General features: G+C 32.2%; 11 protein-coding genes. 3 read left to right on the plus strand and 8 right to left on the minus strand.

All coding sequences use genetic code 11. The features are described from left to right. Positions 1-19 precede the first annotated feature (19 nt). Both Q1A73_RS08145 and Q1A73_RS08150 read left to right on the plus strand, forming a co-directional pair. Positions 20-772, plus strand: a complete 753-nt coding sequence (locus Q1A73_RS08145; protein ID WP_299604014.1) for a LytTR family DNA-binding domain-containing protein — start codon at positions 20-22, stop codon at positions 770-772. A gap of 146 nt (positions 773-918) precedes the next feature. Then, positions 919-1,593 carry a hypothetical protein gene (locus tag Q1A73_RS08150; RefSeq protein WP_299604017.1) on the plus strand — a complete coding sequence of 225 codons (675 nt, stop codon included), beginning with the start codon at positions 919-921 and terminating at the stop codon, positions 1,591-1,593. Between the two features lie 109 nt (positions 1,594-1,702). Here Q1A73_RS08150 and Q1A73_RS08155 read toward each other — a convergent pair whose 3' ends face one another. Then, the gene (locus Q1A73_RS08155; RefSeq protein ID WP_299604020.1) at positions 1,703-1,987 is read right to left on the minus strand and encodes a hypothetical protein; all 285 of its coding nucleotides are present in this window, start codon (positions 1,985-1,987) and stop codon (positions 1,703-1,705) included. Between the two features lie 378 nt (positions 1,988-2,365). Between Q1A73_RS08155 and uxaC the strand changes: the two genes are divergently transcribed. Further along, positions 2,366-3,775, plus strand: a complete 1,410-nt coding sequence (uxaC, locus tag Q1A73_RS08160) for a glucuronate isomerase (RefSeq protein WP_299604023.1) — start codon at positions 2,366-2,368, stop codon at positions 3,773-3,775. 81 nt (positions 3,776-3,856) lie between these two features. Here uxaC and Q1A73_RS08165 read toward each other — a convergent pair whose 3' ends face one another. The 7 genes from Q1A73_RS08165 to Q1A73_RS08195 all read right to left on the minus strand — a co-directional run bounded on the left by Q1A73_RS08165 (position 3,857) and on the right by Q1A73_RS08195 (position 19,299). Further along, positions 3,857-6,286 carry a glycoside hydrolase family 2 TIM barrel-domain containing protein gene (locus Q1A73_RS08165; protein WP_299604026.1) on the minus strand — a complete coding sequence of 810 codons (2,430 nt, stop codon included), beginning with the start codon at positions 6,284-6,286 and terminating at the stop codon, positions 3,857-3,859. Beyond that, positions 6,286-7,485 (minus strand): glycoside hydrolase family 88 protein, encoded by a 1,200-nt coding sequence (locus tag Q1A73_RS08170; RefSeq protein ID WP_299604029.1) that lies wholly within the window; start codon positions 7,483-7,485, stop codon positions 6,286-6,288. Before Q1A73_RS08170 ends, Q1A73_RS08165 begins: the two co-directional genes overlap by 1 nt. A gap of 8 nt (positions 7,486-7,493) precedes the next feature. Next, on the minus strand, positions 7,494-8,999 hold the full coding sequence (locus tag Q1A73_RS08175) for a RagB/SusD family nutrient uptake outer membrane protein (protein ID WP_299604032.1): 1,506 nt from the start codon (positions 8,997-8,999) through the stop codon (positions 7,494-7,496). A 39-nt stretch (positions 9,000-9,038) separates the two neighbouring features. Beyond that, on the minus strand, positions 9,039-12,053 hold the full coding sequence (locus Q1A73_RS08180) for a TonB-dependent receptor (RefSeq protein ID WP_299604034.1): 3,015 nt from the start codon (positions 12,051-12,053) through the stop codon (positions 9,039-9,041). 234 nt (positions 12,054-12,287) lie between these two features. Next, on the minus strand, positions 12,288-16,388 hold the full coding sequence (locus Q1A73_RS08185; protein ID WP_299604037.1) for a two-component regulator propeller domain-containing protein: 4,101 nt from the start codon (positions 16,386-16,388) through the stop codon (positions 12,288-12,290). Between the two features lie 105 nt (positions 16,389-16,493). Then, complete coding sequence (locus Q1A73_RS08190) at positions 16,494-18,161, minus strand: hypothetical protein (protein ID WP_299604040.1); 1,668 nt, start codon at positions 18,159-18,161, stop codon at positions 16,494-16,496. Positions 18,162-18,165: 4 nt separating this feature from the next. Beyond that, on the minus strand, positions 18,166-19,299 hold the full coding sequence (locus Q1A73_RS08195; RefSeq protein WP_299604043.1) for a T9SS type A sorting domain-containing protein: 1,134 nt from the start codon (positions 19,297-19,299) through the stop codon (positions 18,166-18,168). Between the last annotated feature and the right edge of the window lie 140 nt (positions 19,300-19,439).

The raw sequence follows: 19,439 nt of genomic DNA on the forward strand, positions 1-19,439 counted from the left end.
CTATAAACATAGTAACAATATGAAAACTATTACAGCTATCATCATAGAACGAAACACTCAGGAAGCGCAAGAATTAAAGTGTGTTATAGAAAAACAGTGCCCCGATATTTCTATTAGATGTATAAGTAATAATCCAAAAGAAACCAAAAGAGTGATCAACAATACATTTTATGAAATTATCATTTTAGGGTTTCAAACAGGTATTGATTATGCATTTGAAATTTTAGAAGGACTTCCATATGCTATCCATGAAAAAGAATTACTTTTAATTACTACGGAACAAGAACGAACGCTAAAGGTAATAGCAGATTCCTCTATTAACTTTATAACCCGACCTATTGATTCTAAAAATATTGTTGATGCTATAGAGAAAGCAAAACAAAACCTACTAACACAAAAGGATTTCCATAATATTGTACCTAATAATATTTCTATACCAAAACCTCTTAATTTATTGGCTATTCCTTCCTCTAATGATATCAAACTATTAAAAATAAGCGACATCCTATATTTAGAATCAGAAGGCCGTTATACAACTTTTCATGCTTCTAAAAACAAAACAGTCGTTTCTAGTACGAATATTGGAGAATATCAAAAAAAACTAGTGAACAATAACTTTTTCAGAATACATAACTCGTTTTTAGTTAATATGGATAATATCGTCAATGTTCAAAAAAAAGATGGGGTTTATGTAGAAATGAATAATAGAGATATGATTCCTGTAGCAAAAAGAAAAAAAGAATCACTCTTTCAGTTTTTAGGAATAAAATAGAAACCGATTTTAAAAAGATGTTAGTCGAGAATTCACCGCTTATTACATTAACTTAATCGATCATTCCCTTACCTTAGTCATAGCTTCGTGATAGCGTTACTTTTACTTTTTAATAACATAGAAAATTTCTTAAAAAATAACCTATCATGGGAACAGCACTAGAAAATCAACTAAAAGAGTTATCGAAATCACATGTTTCAATATCCGATGTAGAGCTAGTAATAAATGCATTAAAAAATAAAATTGAAAGTGGTGAATACAAAAATGCTATAGTAAATAGATATAAAAGAAAATACGAAAGACAATATCTAAAAAAGTACAATCTCTATACAAGAATTTGTGAAGAGTATTCAATGAAATGTAGTAGTCTTCAAATTGAGTGTCGAAGAAAATTGAAAAAATCTAAAAAGAGTAAGCACGAACAAATTATAAAATCCTACAATAAACAACTTGATCATTACAAACAATTAATAGATATATATAAACATCATATAAAAGAATATGATAAAAAATTACAAGGTCTAAATAATTTTGGTGAATTCTTCATTATTCCAAAAGGATCCGTTCGTTTAGAAAGATTAAAATACAAGTTTACTATCCAAAGGTTAACGTATATTATTCTGAAAAAAAGGCTACGAAAGACTTTATCTAAAAGTGAAGCTAAACCAAATAAAGGTCGTTCTCAACAAAATTACCTAAATTCTGTACTGGCTAATAATATGACCACGATTCCTTCAAGATCTTTTTCAGAAAAAAACAGTGGATATCAAAAAGTTGCTTCATTCTCTAAAAATAAAAGTAGTAGTTTTCGAATCGGCTAAATATTACTAATAGAAAGTAACTCCCCATTAAAAAATATCTTTCTAATTCTTATCCAAAAAAACTGATGACAAAAAAGAAAATACTGTACTATTTTTTTTTCTATAAACTTTATCTAGATAATTTAGACTTATGTATTTTCTTTTTTGCTTTTCTTATCAGATTTTGCTGGCGAACGATGCTTCCTTTATGTACAATCTTTTGATCATAAAAAGGTAAGCTTTTCTGCAATTCTATATAATGATCCAGTCTTTTCTTATTTAATAGCTCTTCTGAGCTTTTGGGTTTTACTACACTATCAATTTTACGGTACTTTTTATCTCTTTTTTTCTTTTTCCTATTATTTTCATTGATTGATGAAATTTCCTTCCACATCATTTGAATAAACTTTTTCATGAAATCAGTATCTAAAACTCATTAAAGCATAGTGTTATAAAAAATTAGATCTTAACTATAGTAACTTTTCAGGAATATAAACTAGTCTTATTTTGTTATGTAAAAAGATATCTAAAAATCTATTTGATTGTAAATACTAAGTAATAACCGAGAGCATTGATGTAATATATGAAAGATACTAATCATACAACATTACTTTTGTCTGGCTAATCTTTGATATAATTATAATTAGTCGGGTACGCTGAGAAATGAATATGCGCTGTAATCCAGAACAAAATGACAATATACTTCTGAATATTGAACAATCCACTACCCTAAAGTAGATCATTAGACTCCAGCTACTATTTATCTTGCGTTCACAATTAAAGAATAGATAGCATGAAAGCTAAGTCTCCTTTTATACATGATGATTTCCTATTACAAAATGATTTTTCTAAAATTCTATATCATACCTACGCAAAAAACCTACCGATAATAGATTATCATAATCATTTATCCCCAAAAGATATTTGTCAGAATAGAAACTTTAATACCATCACCGAAGCATGGCTTCATGGTGATCATTATAAATGGCGTGCCATGAGAACGCTTGGAATTTCTGAAGACTTTATTACAGGAAAAGCCACTGATAAGGACAAGTTCTTAAAATGGTCCGAAACAGTACCTTATACCATTCGAAATCCATTATTTCATTGGTCACAAATGGAGCTAATGAAATACTTTTCTATCTCTGAAATACTATCTCCAACTACAGCAGATAAAATTTATGAATTAACCAATGAACAGCTGCAAGAACCGAATCATTCGACACAGGGATTATTGGAAATGAATAATGTAATCACTGTATGTACTACTGATGATCCAATAGATGACTTAAAGTATCATAACAGTTATGCTACTCAGAAAAAATCTATGGAGCTGTTACCTACTTTTAGACCAGATAAAGCCTATACTATTCAGGATTCAAATACTTATTTACAATATCTAGATCAGCTTAGTGATGTATCAAAAATACAGATAAATTCATTTGATGATCTTTTAACAGCCTTGGAAAGCAGAATCGATTATTTCCATCAATTAGGTTGTAGGTTAGCTGATCACGGTTTAGAAACACTGTCTTTTGAGCTAGAAGAAAACTATTCTATCGACAGTATTTTTAAAAAGATACAATCTAAAAAACCTCTTGAAAATGGCGAGATACATCATTTTACATATCAAGTCCTTTATTTTTTATGCACTTCTTATCATAAAAGAGGATGGATACAACAATTCCATTTAGGAGCAATACGAAATAACAACTCCAGACTTCTTGATAAGCTTGGTACTGATACAGGTTTTGACTCTATTGGTGATTTTTTGCAAGCCAAAAACCTAAGTAAGTTCTTAAACTCTTTAGACAAACCTGATCAACTGGCTAAAACAATACTATATAATCTAAATCCTTCGCAAAATGAGGTTTTTGCGACAATGGCTGGTAATTTTAACGATGGATCCATAAAAGGAAAGGTTCAATATGGTGCTGCCTGGTGGTTTTTAGACCAAAAGGATGGAATAGAAAAGCATCTAAATACGGTATCCAACTTAGGGATGCTTAGTTGTTTTGTTGGTATGCTTACAGATTCTAGAAGTTTCTTATCTTTTCCAAGGCATGATTATTTTCGTCGTATTCTTTGTAATCTATTGGGAAATGATGTAAAAAATGGAATGCTTCCCAAAGATGAAAAATGGTTAGGTAAAATTGTTGCTGATATCTGTTTTTATAATGCAAAAGCATACTTTCCTTTTTAAAAAGTATTAGGGAAGAAATCCCGAAAGATAACTCCCCTAAAAACAATTCAAAAACTAACAAAATGTGAGAACTTTATTTAATCATAACTGTATGGTTAAATAAGTCCCTTTAAAACTCTGGTTTAACACCATCATTTTAATCTTTTCTTTTCCATTATGAGGTATTACTTCTATTACTGCTTTTCCATTTGACATTTTTATAGATTCACTTCCCATCGGTGTCCCCATAAACTTTTTAGTTTCTCCACCCGATAGACATTGAAAATATACTCTTTCTTCGTAGTCCAAACATCTTAACCCTTCTTTATCTAATGCTGTTGCGATTACCAAATAATTTCCGTTATTCATTTTCTCATAGGAAAGATTCAGAGCATTAGCTACTCCATTTTTCTTATTTCTATAATTAATATCCACACTATCTGTCACCTTCTCTCCATTTTTATAACCCACAGCTTTCAGTTTGTTTTCTCCTTCTTTAAAAAGAACCTCCCAAGTAAGTCCAGAAGCAGGAAACACTGAGATATCCTTTTGTTTCTTCCCACAAGATTTCCCATTAAAAAACAACTCTACGGCATCACAGTTACTATAAACATTTACGATTCTTGATTTGTCTTTTGGTCCTTGTCTTTCTGTCCAGGAATGCGATTCTATATAAACAAATGGATCTTTGGCCCAATAGCTTTTAAAAACATAATAAGCGTCTTTTGGATTTCCTTCTCGATCCATAATTCCTTTTTGATTTACATAGGGAATATCATTTTCTGGTCGTAATGGTGTTCCAAAATCCTTGAATGCCCATTGTACGTTTCCAACAAAAGATGGAGTAGTTTCAGAAGTTTTTAAATGCCAATCAAATAGGTCTACTATATAATTCTCACTCCAATCACCAATCTTAGCAATGTTGGTGACCGCGGTTTGGGTAATAGCTTCGGTCCAACCATCATTATCCATTTCTCCTAAACCATCTATCGGAGTTTCTGTATGCCTACCATAATGACTCGAGCCACCGTATTCCGCATGAAGAAAATGCGGATACTCTTTTATATATTTCTTTAAAGCTTTTTCATAGGTAACATAACTACCTGAATACCAGCCAGACCATATAGATGGTGAAAAAACATCCACAATATCCGAACCAGCATAATACTTTCTAATGGCTGTTTTTCGGTAAGGATCTAAAGTGTGTGATAGCGTATTTAATTCTTTAAGAAAAGTATTCATCTTTTCTTGATTGTCTCCATCTTCAAAATCTGGCAACCAGTAAATTTCATTACCTAAGGACCATATTATAATACTTGGATGATTATAGTTTTGATTGATGATTTCTTCTAACATTGTTTTGGTATTGCTTTTCCAATTTTCATTACCAATTCCACCTCTACACCATGGTAGTTCATCCCACACTAAAAGTCCTAACTCATCACACATTTTATAGACTTCTGGATCCTGTGGATAGTGAGCTAACCTTATAAAGTTAGCTCCCATCTCTTTAATAGCTTTAATGTCCTTCTGATGTAATTCATTAGGCATTGCGGCTCCATAACCAGCGTGTTCCTCGTGTCTGTGTGTTCCTCTTAATAGTACTCTCCTACCATTGAGGTAAAAAGGTCCTTTATGCTTAAACTCGAACCAGCGAAAACCAAACCGATCTGATAGCTTATCGATTTGTTTTCCTGATTCTAATAATACCAACTCTATTTGGTATAAATTTGGAGCATCGATATCCCATAAGATAGGATTCGCAGTCTTTTCAAACTCCAAATTAAATTGCTTATTCTTTATAGTTTTAGAAACAGTTTGCATCTTTTTTCCGTTCGGATCAAACAGCTGAGCTTCTACTTTATATTTTTCTTCTTTTTGTGTTCCTTCAATAGTTATAGCTACTTGTAATGAAGCACTTTCTTTAGAAACCTTTGGAGTTGTGATTTTTAAATTCGAAATATGGGTTTTATGCTTTTTAATCAACCATACATCTCTAGTAATTCCTCCATAAATAAAAAAGTCACTTTTTTGAGAAGGTATAATTTCAGGATCATAACTATTATCTACCTTCACCAAAATCTCATTCTTACCGTTTTTGAGATAATCCGTAATATCAAAAGAAAACCCTATATAACCTCCAATATGATTTCCTACCAAGTTATTATTTACATATAACTGAGTGGTTATATTCGCTCCTTCAAAATATAACTCATAAGCTATATCTTCATTAAAATTTTTGATTTGAATTTTCTTCTTATACCAGCTAGCACTTCGTCTATATCCTGGTTCCAAATCCATCGTATCATGGTTATTCCAGGTATGTGGCAAATTAATGGATATCCAATCCTTTTGCTCAGCTAGTTGGTCAATAGTTTCTATATTTTTTTCTAAATATTGCCAATCAGAATTCAGGTTTTCTTTTGATCGATATATCTGAGCCGAACTGTAAGAATAGATAAATAGAACCAGTAAAAAACCCATGCATTTACAAGAAGAAAAATCAGTTATATATCTACAATTTTTCTTCATTATTTAAGTGCTTTTCTTCTTAATATTGCTTCTAAAAAATAATAATCAGCGTAACTAATTGGGCCATTAATCTCATCATTCTTAGGCCAATTTCCTGTACTATGATTTAAAATAAATGGCACTTCAGTTTTATCCTGTATGACATAGTTTTCAGAAGAAAGACTACTCATGATCTTATCGGAAAATTCTAAATACTTTTTGTCTGTTGTGTATTCATATAATTCTATCATTGCAGAAGCAATTATTGCTGCCGCCGATGCATCTCTTGGTTCCTTAGGAATTTTAGGTGCATCAAAATCCCAATATGGAATTCCATCTTCCGGAAGTCTATTATGATGTATTAAAAATGTTGCGATTTTTTTCGCTTGCTCTAAAAACTCTGTACTCTTAGTATACCGATATGCCATGGTATATCCATAAAGCCCCCAAGCTTGACCTCTAGCCCACGAAGATTCTTTTCCAAAACCTTGGTGTGTTACTTTAGATCTTATATGACCTGTAATAGTATCATAATCTACAACATGATAACTACTATTATCGGTTCTAAAATGATTCTTTAGAGTAGTCTTGGCATGTTGCTCTGCAATATCATGATATCTCTGATCTTGGGAATACTTAGAAGCTTCGAAAAGTAGTTCCAAATTCATCATATTATCTATGATTACTGGAAATTGCCATTCTTCTTTATTAAAATCCCAAGATCGAATGGCCCCTATCTTATCGTTATAGCGTGTAGATAATGTTTTGGCACTTGCAATAATGATATCCTTATAAGTAGGATCATTTAGTATTTTATATCCGTTTCCAAAACTGCAAAACACCTTAAATCCCATATCATGGGTTTTATCATTATACTTTTCTTTTTCAATAAATGCCGTCCACTCTTTTGCTCTATCTCTATATCGTGTATCGTCTGTTAACCTATAAATATTCCAAAGACTTCCTGGAAAAAAACCACTTGTCCAATCTTTTGATGGTACCCTTTTTATGACTCCATTTGCATCAGCACTTCTAGGAAAGGCAATAGAATCTATTGGATATTCTAACAAATATGAAAATCTATCAGAATATTTGGCAATGGTATTTCCTCCATCTATCTCTTCTTCAGTTTTATCTGTAGAAGTGTCTTTACAACCATTAAAAATCAATAATAAAACGATAATTATTGGAACAAAGATGTGTCCTTTTTCTTTTCTCATAAGTGTTATTAATATCCCGGATTTTGAGGCAATAAATTTGGGTTTCTTCCTAGTTCGTCATCTGGTAGAGGGAACAAATAGTCTCTAGTACTATCAAAATTTGTTTGAGGCTCCATGGATGTAGGTCCAAAAACTTCCATTCCTAAATTTAGTCTTTTAATATCATACCATCTTTTAAATTCGAATGCCAATTCTATTCTCCTTTCCTCTAAAATAGCATCTCTTAATTGGTCTTTAGAAAGTCCAGATGTAAGATCTTCGGGGAAAGTATTTATCGTTCCAGCAGCATTCCTAGCTCTTGCTCTAATTTGATTGATATAATCAACAGCTTCTCCTGTAGGACCAGAAAGTTCATTAGAAGCTTCTGCGGCAATTAAAAGAACTTCTGCATATCGCATAGCTCCATAATTATGATCTGAATCTCTATTATTATTTCCTGCTGTACCTGGAAAACGGTAATATTTTGCAATATGAGGTCTAGAAACTCCTCTATTCGCCGTTCCAAAATCTTGCCAAGGAACAGTTACTCCATCGAAAACCGCTTCGGTATCAAAACTTACTGTTTTTCTATAATCATTATCATCAAAGGAATCAAATACCGCAACAGTTGGCACTGCCACACTCCAACCTTCGATATCTGGTCCTCTCATACCTGTTACTGGTGGTAGAAAATCAATTCCTGGAGCACCACTAATAACATCTAAACCTTTAAAATCAATTGAAAATATATGCTCTACAAGTCCGTCTGCTTTGGTTGCATCAAATAAATCCTGAAAATCTGCTTCCAAAGCATATCCAAATCTACCACTATTGTTGATCACAAAAGTAGCTTCATCATAGGCACCTTGCCAGTTTCCAATAGTTAAATATACCGATGCCAAATAAGAAGCTGCAGTACCTTTAGACGGCATTGAGCGAAATGGTTGTTGATCGGGCAACCAAGTTTTTGAAAATTCCAAATCTTCAATAATTCCTTCATAAATTTCTTCAACAGAAGTTTTTTCTATGCTTGATAAGGCTTCAGCTTCTCGTACGGCAAAATCAATATAGGGTACTTCTCCAAAAATGCGTACAAGATGATAATACGTAAATGCTCTTACAAAACGTGCTTGAGCTACTATAGCATTAATCTCTTCTTCGGTTCCTTCTACTGATGCAGCTCCTTCAATCGCATAATTTGTAGAGCCAATAATTGCATAACTTCTAGGCCAAAAACTGGTAACCATTCCGTTATCACCATTCATACGAAACTCGTCTACTTCGATTCTTCTGGATGAAGTAGTTGGATCTCCAATGGTTACCATATCACCTCGAAGAAGGAGACTTAGCGTAAATTTTCTTCCCCAAAATTCCTCTGAGGCTATATGTCCGTAGGCACCATCCACAGCTGCTTGTAAGTTATCAGTAGTGGTAAAAAAAGTTTCTGGAGCCAAAATTCCAATGGGTTCTTCTTCCAAATCCGTGCAACCACTCCAAGTTGCTACCATGATTAATATAAAAATTATCCTTTTCATTTGTCAGATTTTAAGTTTGTTATATTGTTGTTTATCTTTTTAAAAAGAAACATTAAGTCCTAAGGTATAGGATCTAACATTTGGGTAACTTCCGTAGTCTAAACCAAGATTTATATTACTTCTGCTATTACTGTCCGATCGATATAAAACTTCAGGGTCTAATCCCGGATAATCTGTAAATGTTACCAAGTTTTGACCACTTACATACACTCGTAGCTTGGTCATTTTTAGTTTTTCTAAAAGCCTTTCATTAAAGGTATATCCTAATGTGATATTTTTTAAACGAGCGTAAGAACCATCGTATACCCATCTGGAGGATATAATTCTAGTTCGCTGAGCAGCACTCGGAACATTTGTATTTGGATTGGTCAAACTCCACCGATTTAATGCTTCGGTAGTGGCATTACTAGAACCTGTTAGTGTATTTAATTCTAAAAGGGTAAAGTTAAACATGTCTCCTCCTACTGCTCCCTGAAAAAATACATTTAGATCAAAACCTTTATATGCAAAGGTGTTATTAATCCCAAAGGTAAAATCTGGATGTGGATTACCAATTATGGTTTGATCATCACTATTTAATTCTCCATCTCCATTAAGATCCCGGTATCTTTCACCTCCTGCTTGTTGTTCAAAAATCGCTCCTGGTAAAAATGTATCTCCATTTTGGTATACTCCATCATACACATATCCAAAATAAACCCCTACTGGCTGACCTTCCCGTAATATTGGAACATCAGGAAGTAGTAAGTGTCCTGGACTCGAATTCCCAATATCGCGGATATCCTCACCATCAGGTAGTTCCAAAACTTTATTTCTATTTCTAGAAAAATTGATATTAGAATTCCAGGTAAAAGCTCCAACTAAGTTTCTGGTAGACAATTCAATTTCAAATCCTTTATTTTCTAAACTTCCCACATTCTGAAGTTGCACTGGATTACTTAGTCCTGAAGTCTCAGGTAAAGGTCTATCTAATAGTAAATCTTCAGTGATCATATCATAATAGTCCGCTGTTAAACTAATTCTATTATTAAATAACCCTATGTTTACTCCTACATTAAATTGCTTTGTCGTTTCCCACTTTAGATTATCATTTGCTAATCGTTGCAAAGCAACTGCATTCACCAATTCTCCTCCTTGAATCGATATAATATCTTCATAAGTTGCCAAGGTTCCAAAGGGTTGTATAGCTCTATTACCAGTAAGACCATAACTCACTCGCCATTTCCATTGAGAAATTAGCTTAGAGTTTTGCAAAAAGCCCTCATCGCCCATATTCCATGCTATAGCACCAGAAGGAAAGAATCCCCATTTATTATTAGCACTAAACGTTGAAGAACCGTCTTGTCTCGCATTAAATGTAATTAAGTATTTATCTAGGATATCAAAATTGATTCTCCCATAATAAGATGCCAATTCCGATTCCAATAATCTCGACTCTATAAACAGTAAATTAGCTGCACCATCTAAATTCCAAAAACTAAAACCATCATCCAAAAACCCAGCTCCCGATGTAGTAACTCTTTCTGATCTTTCTTTCTGATAAGAATATCCAACAGTAGCCGAAAACTTAGCAAAGCTTAAGTCATTTTTATACGTGAAATAATTTTCAGAAAGAATATTGGTTTGCTTAATTGTTTGAATACTTCCTTCTCCACCAACACCAGCTCCTCTAACTGTGGTGGTAGGAAAAAAAGTTCCTTCTCTATTATTTCTTACGTTATATCCTAAAGTAGATTTAAAAGACAGTCCTTTAAAAAGCTTTAAATCTGCATATACATTGGTTTGAAAAAGATCATTTACACTTTCATTAAAGATTTGTGTGGTTGTTGCAAAAGGGTTATCGATATCATCTCCTACACTCGGAAGCGTAAAATCTCCATTAGCATCTCTAATTCCTTGATCAGGGCTAAATCTAAATGCTGCAGAAATAGCACCAGCACTTCCAGTTCCACCAGTAGATTCCTGTGTTCTCGCTCCTTCTCTGGTCGATCTTCTTCCTAAAGCATTCATCCCTACTTTTAAACGATCAGAAAAATTAATATTGATGTTGTTAGTAAATGAAAAACGTTCTAATCCAGACCCTAATACAGCGCCATTTTGATCAAAAAAAGTTCCAGACAGGTAGTAATCTACATTTTCGGCACCTCCAGATAATGCTATCTGATGATTTGCAATCTGACCAGTTTTGAATATAACATCTTGCCAATCTGTATCTGCGGAACCTCTCACATATCCGGGATTTATTTCCTGAATGTAATCTCCAAACTGTTCCGCATTTAAAAGATCTAAAGTATTCGTAACTGTTTGAGTAGAATAAGAGGTATTAAAATCTATTCTCATTCTTCCTTTCTTTCCTTTTTTAGTTGTTACAATCACTACTCCATTTGCTCCTCTAGAACCATAGATGGCAGTTGCAGAAGCATCTTTCAAAACTTGAATGGAAGCAATATCTTCTGGAGCGGGTAATGCAGCTCCAACAAAACCATCGACTACAAATATAGCGTCGCTACTAGCATTTATAGAAGTAGCTCCACGAACTCGTATTCTTATATCTGCTCCTGGTTCTCCTCCGTTGGCAGATTGTACAGCTACTCCCGCTGCTCTTCCTTGTAAAGTCTGTTGCGCAGTTGCCGATGGATACGCTGTGATATCCTCTGCTTCTACCGATACAACTGCTCCTGTTAGATCTTTTTTCCTTCTAGATCCATATCCTACGACTACAATTTGATCTAACGATTCTACAGAAGCAGATAAGACAACATCAATTTTTCGTTGAGAACCTACAATTATTTTTTGATCCGTATATCCTACATAGGAAAATAGTAATACTGAACTTTCATCAGGAACTTCTATCTTATAAAGACCATCAAAATCTGTGGTAGTTCCAATTGCTTCGTTTTGTACGCTAATATTAGCTCCAGGAATTGGAACTCCATCATCAGATGTAACCGTTCCTGTTATTTCGATTTGTGCAAACAAACCAGTTCCAAACATTAAAATAAAAATTGGGATAGATTTTTTCAGTATTTTTAAATACGTCTGCTTTGCATTCATGAGTATTGATTTATGTTAGTGTGTGTGTTTAGTAGAGGTATATAATGAGAAGACAAAAAAAGATGATGCACAACGAAAAGAAGAGCTGCAAAATGATGTATCTGTTTTGTTTTCTATTCATACTCAAACCTAGTCAAAACCCTATATCTAAAAGTCCTAAAAAGGGTATATTTCTGTACTAAACACTGAAAATGAACCTGTAATAAAGGGAGTTATGCTAAAACCGACGCTTTTTTAAGAATAAAATTTGGAAGCGTATTCTGATGGGGTTTGATTGAAGTGTTTTTTAAAACATTTTGTAAAATATTTTGGGTTTCTAAAACCAACTTTATAACAAACTTCCGAAACATTTATCTGCCCAAGTTCTAGTAATTGAGAAGCTCGTTTCATACGAATAGAATGTATAAACTCATTAGGTGTTAAATTGGTCCAACCCTTAACTTTAGAAAATAACATAGTTCTGCTAACCCCTAGTTCTGAACTGAAATAAGGAATATCAAAAGAAGTATTGCTAATATTATCTTCCACAATTTTTACTGCTTTTTTCAATAACTCTTCATCTATCGAAGTGACGGTAACATCTGCGGATGTATATTCATTAGAAGAAAATTTTTCTTTTTGCTTTTCTATAGAAGAAAGTAGATTACGAATGATTAATAAAAACTCCTTTACATTAAAAGGTTTGTTTATGTAAGCATCCGCACCAGATTCTAATCCATCGAATTTATATATTAAAGAAGATCTTGAGGTCAGTAAAATAAATGGAATATGACTTGTTCGAATATCATTTTTTATTTTAGCACATAACTCTGTACCTTCCATTTTAGGCATAATTACATCACTAATTATTAGATCAGGCATTTTTTGCAATGCTTTTTTAAATGCCACTTGCCCATTCTCAGCTTTAATGACTTGGTAATAATCTTTGAGCATATCACCAATAAAATTTCTTAATTCATCATTATCCTCTGCAATTAAGACCAATGGTTTTTCATCATCTTTAAAAACCATTTCCATATCTAATTCATTAGTTTCTTTCGCCCTGGAAATCTGATTTTCGTATTGAGTAATATCATCACTCACCTTAAAATCCTTGATAATATCAGCTTCTTCTAAATGTGCTTTTCCAGTTAATAAACTAACTCTAAAAATAGTACCCTTTTCTAAATTCGTATCTATAACTTCTATAGCACCTTTATGTAAGTCAATAGCTTTTTTAGCAATTGATAATCCAATACCACTAGCTTGATTAAACTGCTTTTGATAATCTTTGTCACCTGCAACTTCATAAAAACGATCAAAAACTTTATCTACGAATTCCTTTTCAATGCCTTTTCCGGTATCTTTAATCTCTACAATTACCTGTGCATTTTCTTCATAAATACGGAAATTAATTTCTCCTCCTTCGGGTGTATATTTAAAAGCGTTAGAAATCAAATTATAAAAAACTCGTTCTAACTTATAACGATCAAAATATACTTTGATATCTTCCGAAGAGCTTTCAAAAGTATAGATATATGATCCTGCTTTGGCAAATTCATTAAAGGATAGATAAATCTCCTTAAGGTATTTTACCAAATTACCCTCTGCTACCTGCAATTTGGAATGCTTATTTTCAAACTTTCTGAAATCTAACAGTTGATTTATTAATTTTAATAGTTGATCGGCATTTCGTTCTATTACCAACAGCTTTTTATACATCTTATTACTTCCTTGATAGTTTTCTATCAATTGCTGTAATGGTGCTATAATCAAAGCTAAAGGTGTTCTAAATTCGTGTGAGATATTGGTAAAAAACTCTAATTTGGAGCGGTTCATTTCCTCTTTTCTCAAATTTTCTAAATGCTCTAAATCAAGTTCGTGTTTTAATTTTGTACGTGCCTTATTGATATGGTTTAATCCAAATAATGCTAACGCAATCATTAGGGCATACCCTGCTAATGCCATTGGGCTTTTCCATGGTGCTGGCCTTACTGATATTTGAAGTTGCGTAGGATTTTCATTCCAAATATTATCATTATTAGCCCCTTTAACTTCAAAAATATACTTTCCAGGTTTCTGAATTGTATAGTTAATTTCTGTATTCTTAGTGTACTGCCATTGATTATCTAATCCTACTAGCCTATAAGCATATTGGTTATTAGAAGGGTTGATAAAGTTTGGAATGGCAAATCCGATACCAAAAGAAGCTTGATTATGAGATAATGTAACTTTATCTACATAAGAAATATCTTTCTTTAACACAGTTTCCTCTCCATAGGTATCAATTTTTTTTCCTTGAATACTAAAATCAGTTAGAATGACTTGAGGAATAAATGTATTTTTCTTGATCCGTTTAGGATTTAAAAACGATACCCCAGAAGGTCCTCCAAAGTACAAATCTCCATTCTTAGCTTTAAGACAAGAGTTATTATTAAATTCATTGCTGGTAAGACCATCTGTTTGATTATATAAAACCGAACTGTTTTTCTGAGGGTTGTATGCGATAATACCTTTGTTAGAACTTATCCATATAGAATTCTTATCATATTCCACAATACTAAATACTGTACTAATCTTAGTTCCTACGACATTAAGCTCAACTTTTTTGAACACTTCATTCTCATATCTATAGACTCCATTAGCTTTGGTTCCTATATAAATAATTCCTTCAGAATCTTCATAAATACATAAAATATCATCTCCTGAAAGTTGTTCTTCGTTAAAGAAAAAACGCTTTATAACAACTTTATCTTCTTTAAGCGTAGTGTGATCGATATAATTGAGTCCATTTTGTGTTCCCACCCACAAATTCGAATTATTATCTACAAGCATAACTCTAATGATATTATTAGAAAGAGACTTCTTATCAATATTGTTATGCGTTAAAAATCTAAAACCTTTGGTCTCTAAATTATATTGAATTAGTCCTTTCCCAAAAGTTCCGAAATACATAGATTCATCTGACTTTTTAATAGAATAAACTCCTACATCTTTTAGAATTAGTTGCAACTCCTTACTTAAAACATCTGTTACAAATTCGTTGGTAGTAATGTCATATAATGCAATTCCGGCATTATATGTTCCGATCCAAAGTATGTTTTGGTTTAAGAATAAAGATTTTATATTTAGACTAGGAAGTTTTTTTTCGGCAATTGTTTTTATATCAAAAGATATATCTCTTTTAGGATTTAAAATACTAATCCCTTTACCTTCTGTACCAAAATATATATTCCCATTTTTATCCTCTATAATACTACTTACAACACCATATTCTATATCACGATTATTCTTTTGAAGCGATATAAAATTTGAATTAGATTCATCCCATACATTGATACCTCCATAGTATGTCCCAAGCCAAGTAGATCCTTTTTTATCTATAAAAACAGTTTTAATGGAATTTCGGCTAAGACTTTTTGTGTTATTCTGTTGATGTTTGATTTCAATAATAACGTCGTTTTTATCTTTTATACAGAGCCCATCATAGGTTGCAATCCATAAAACTCCACGATGATCAATAGATAAGCTTCTTACGTCTTTATTGATTAATGTATTTTTCTTAGTTCGCTTAATATGACGAAAAGAATTAGTTTTTGAATTATAATAATTAAGTCCTCCATATTTAGTTCCAATCCATAATCTATTTTGCTCATCTTCTACAATGGCCTGAATGTAAGAATCACTGAGAGTATTTACTTTATTACTGCTATAAAACCTTTTGAAAACAAATGTACCTTTATCTCTTTTATCAAGCTTATTAAGTCCATTTGCTGTTCCTATCCAAATATTCTTTTTACTATCCTGATAAATACTCAAAATATAATTATTAGATAGACTTGAAGCATCGGCAGCATCGTTCTTTATTGTGGTAAAAGAATCAGATTCGCGGTTATATAGCATTAAACCGTTGGACGAACCAAACCACAACTCGCCATTATCCAACTGATTTATTGTCCAAATGGTATTGTCTGATAAACTTCCTTGTTTACTAGAATGAAAGTAAGATTTAAAGACATTTAGTTTTGGATCATATCTATTAAGTCCGTTATAGGTTCCAATCCAGATATAGCCTTCCTGATCTTCCTGAATGGATAGTATATCATTATTGCTTATAGATGTAGAATCTCCAGGAATATTTCTGTAAACCGTAAATGTATTACCATCATATTTATTAAGACCATCACGTGTACCAATCCACATTTGCTCTAAACGATCCTGATGAATTGCGATTACCGAACTCTGCGATAAACCATCCGAAGTAAAAAGGTGTAAAAACTTGTTGTAAAAATCATCTTGCGCAATAGCCCCAGTTATAGTAAAAAATGATAATAAAGCGCAGTATATGTATTTCATCTATTCCCCTAATTTTTTCAACTAATAACGTCTACAATCCTAAAATATTAAAAAAATGTTAATAAGTTAACAACAAAACAAACTCTCCATAACTCGAAAATCATACTACATATTCATTCTTTTATCCAATTGATACTCATATAGCGAAGGAATCAACTCCATTTTCTTATTTCCAAAATCCACATAAGCAACTGGTTTATAGTTTATTGTCATTTTTAAATTCCCCCAAACCCCAATCAATCTTGCATTAGGCCCATCATTCATCCCATTAAGTTTAATCGATTTTTTTTGTTTAGTATTATTCAAAAAATTTACTTCTATATTCCAAAATGTACTGTAAGATCCATGTGATGGCTTCCAATATCCAGCTCCTCCTCCGGCAAAAAGCGGATACGTATCATCACCAATAGCATGAATATCCACTTTTATATTATCAAAGAGATTCTGATGGTTTACTCCAGAATGTTGATCCAAAATCGGATTCTTAAAAATCTTACAATTGCTGTATACACTTTTTGTAGAAAAAGTATTAAAACTTAATGGATGTACACTGTCATTATATACAGATAAGTTCTTAACCAAAACATTATGAACACCCCCCATTTGAACTGTATAATGTGCTTTCTTTTTTCCTTTTGTTACGATATCCTGGATAGTAACATTAGAAATTGCCTCTGTTAAAACTCCACTATCAGCATTATCAATAACAACATTTTTCACCCAACTATTAAATACTCGAGTTAAATAAATACCATTATAACCTTGCTCTACATGATGCGCGATATAATTAGAAAATGGAAATGTGATTTTAAAATTCTGAATACCAACTTCTTCTAAATGCTTCCATTCTATAATTCTCACCTCATATTCTGGTAAAATGTTCAACAATAATGGAGACTTAATAGTAATAATATTCTTTTTAATTTCTTCTATTTTCACTTGTTGTCTTACTAATGGAAGCTCAGGATAGTTCCAATGATGAGAACCTATTTTTAAATCTTCATTTCCGTATAGTTCGTTTAACAACTTACCATTTTCTCCTTGCCTATTAAACCACTGTATTTCGACAATATCTCCAACTTTTAATTCATGATTTTTGTTTGTTTTAAAAATCAAATCTGCTCTTTTAGCACTACTAATAGTTCCAAGAATAGAAGGTTGAAGATTATACTTTTGCAAATATGATTTCACTCTTACACCAGGAACTCTAGTCCAAAACATACCACCTGACCACGCATACTGCGAAAAGGGTATAGAAATATTATTTTCTTTTTCTTTTTGAATTTTACCAAGTGAAACTAAATATTCTCTTAGTTCTTTTAAATCTTCCGGATCTTCTAAATACATTAACGGTCTTGGACAATAAATTTCTGTTCCCAGATCTCCAGTTCCATAACCGTTAAGTATGATATTACTTCTTTCAAAATAAAATATTTCACTTATAATAATTCTTCCTTTTGGTAACTGAATAAGTACAGAACCCTCCACACTATGTGCTTTTTTAAACACTTTCTTTAATGCTCTAGAATCATCTTTTTTATCATTTGAGATAACTCCAAAATCAATAGCATCTAATACTGTAATATTCTTTGGGATTTCAATTTCCTTTTCTCCAAAATGATATCCAGCGTAACTATAATCTGGGATAAAGGGACCTTTATTATTTGCCAAATCTTGAATACTATACGTGTCTTGACTCCAAGTTCTACTTATCATAGAAGTAAATAATAAGCATATGATAATATATTGATTACTTAAAGATATAATACGCATTGCACTACTGCTTTATAATTCTATAAACGGAAGAATTTTTGGAATCAGATGTTTTGAGAAAATATACTCCAGTCTTCAAATGGCTAACATCAATTCGATCTTTTTGTTCAGAAATAACCAATTTACCTTGGAGATTATATATTTCGACATCTACATTTGGTCTTATATTTTGAAGAAATATTTTTTCTAAAACTGGATTTGGATAAAAACTGAAGTCATTTCGATCAAACTCTTCATTACTTAATAATGACTGATCTTTTTCGGTTATGGAAAAATCTGCGAAATAAACGGTTTCATCTCTTAAAGGCATCGAGGATTCTAAGCTTCTATATATGCCCCATTTAGGTCTTAAAAAGACAGAACTCCCTTCTCTAAGCATATCGATATCACTATCTTCATAATTTAATAGTTCCGTTCCAGATACAATATCTTTGATAATTAACTTTATAGACCCCGGTTCTTCTTCGGAAGAAATTGTAGTACTATCTTCATTTACATATACTTCACAAATTACATCAACCCAGTTTCCTAAAAAAGGTTCTAAATCTATCTCTTTAACCGTAACATATTCTGGTCCAGAAGGAGGATTATCTCCTTGACTATAGCGAACTCTCAACTTACGAACTGCAGAAGAAGAACTTGATTTAAAAGGAGAAATGGTTAGAACTGGATTAGAGTCATCGTTTCCACCTTTTGCCTTTATTTGAAAAATATGAGTAAATCTATTTGTTGGAAGAAAATCGTCATCTAATTTGAATTTCCAATTATAGACAACAAACTCTCCTTTTACTGCTTTTAATTTATCTGGAGAAGGATCATATGTTTTAATCTCATTTCTTTGTCGGTCGATATTTATCCGACATCTATCTGTATCTGTATCCGTATGGATATCGAACTTAAATACATTTTTATCTAAATCGTCATCAAATACTTCGGAGACATGATCTATTCTTGGAGTATGATCGCAATCAGGTACTTCATACGGTGTACCGCCAAAAGTATTTTCGATCAATTCATAAGTGTCACCAGGACCATCTGCTTCTAATAATGTTATTACGTCTTGAGCGTTCAATAAATTATTAAAGCAACACAATATCAAACTTAAAAGAAATCCGTGTAGGGGTAATTTAACAATCATGACTAAAAAGATTTAAAACCTATTTAATCTCAAAACTATCAAATCTAAATATTGCAAGAGTTCGCTTTAAGGGGGTTAATTGTTCAATTAATCGCAAAAAGACTCTTAAAATTTGTCATTTTTATCAATAAATAAAACGG

Origin of the sequence: uncultured Aquimarina sp. (assembly GCF_947492115.1) — a bacterium.
Classification (GTDB): Bacteria; Bacteroidota; Bacteroidia; order Flavobacteriales; family Flavobacteriaceae; genus Aquimarina.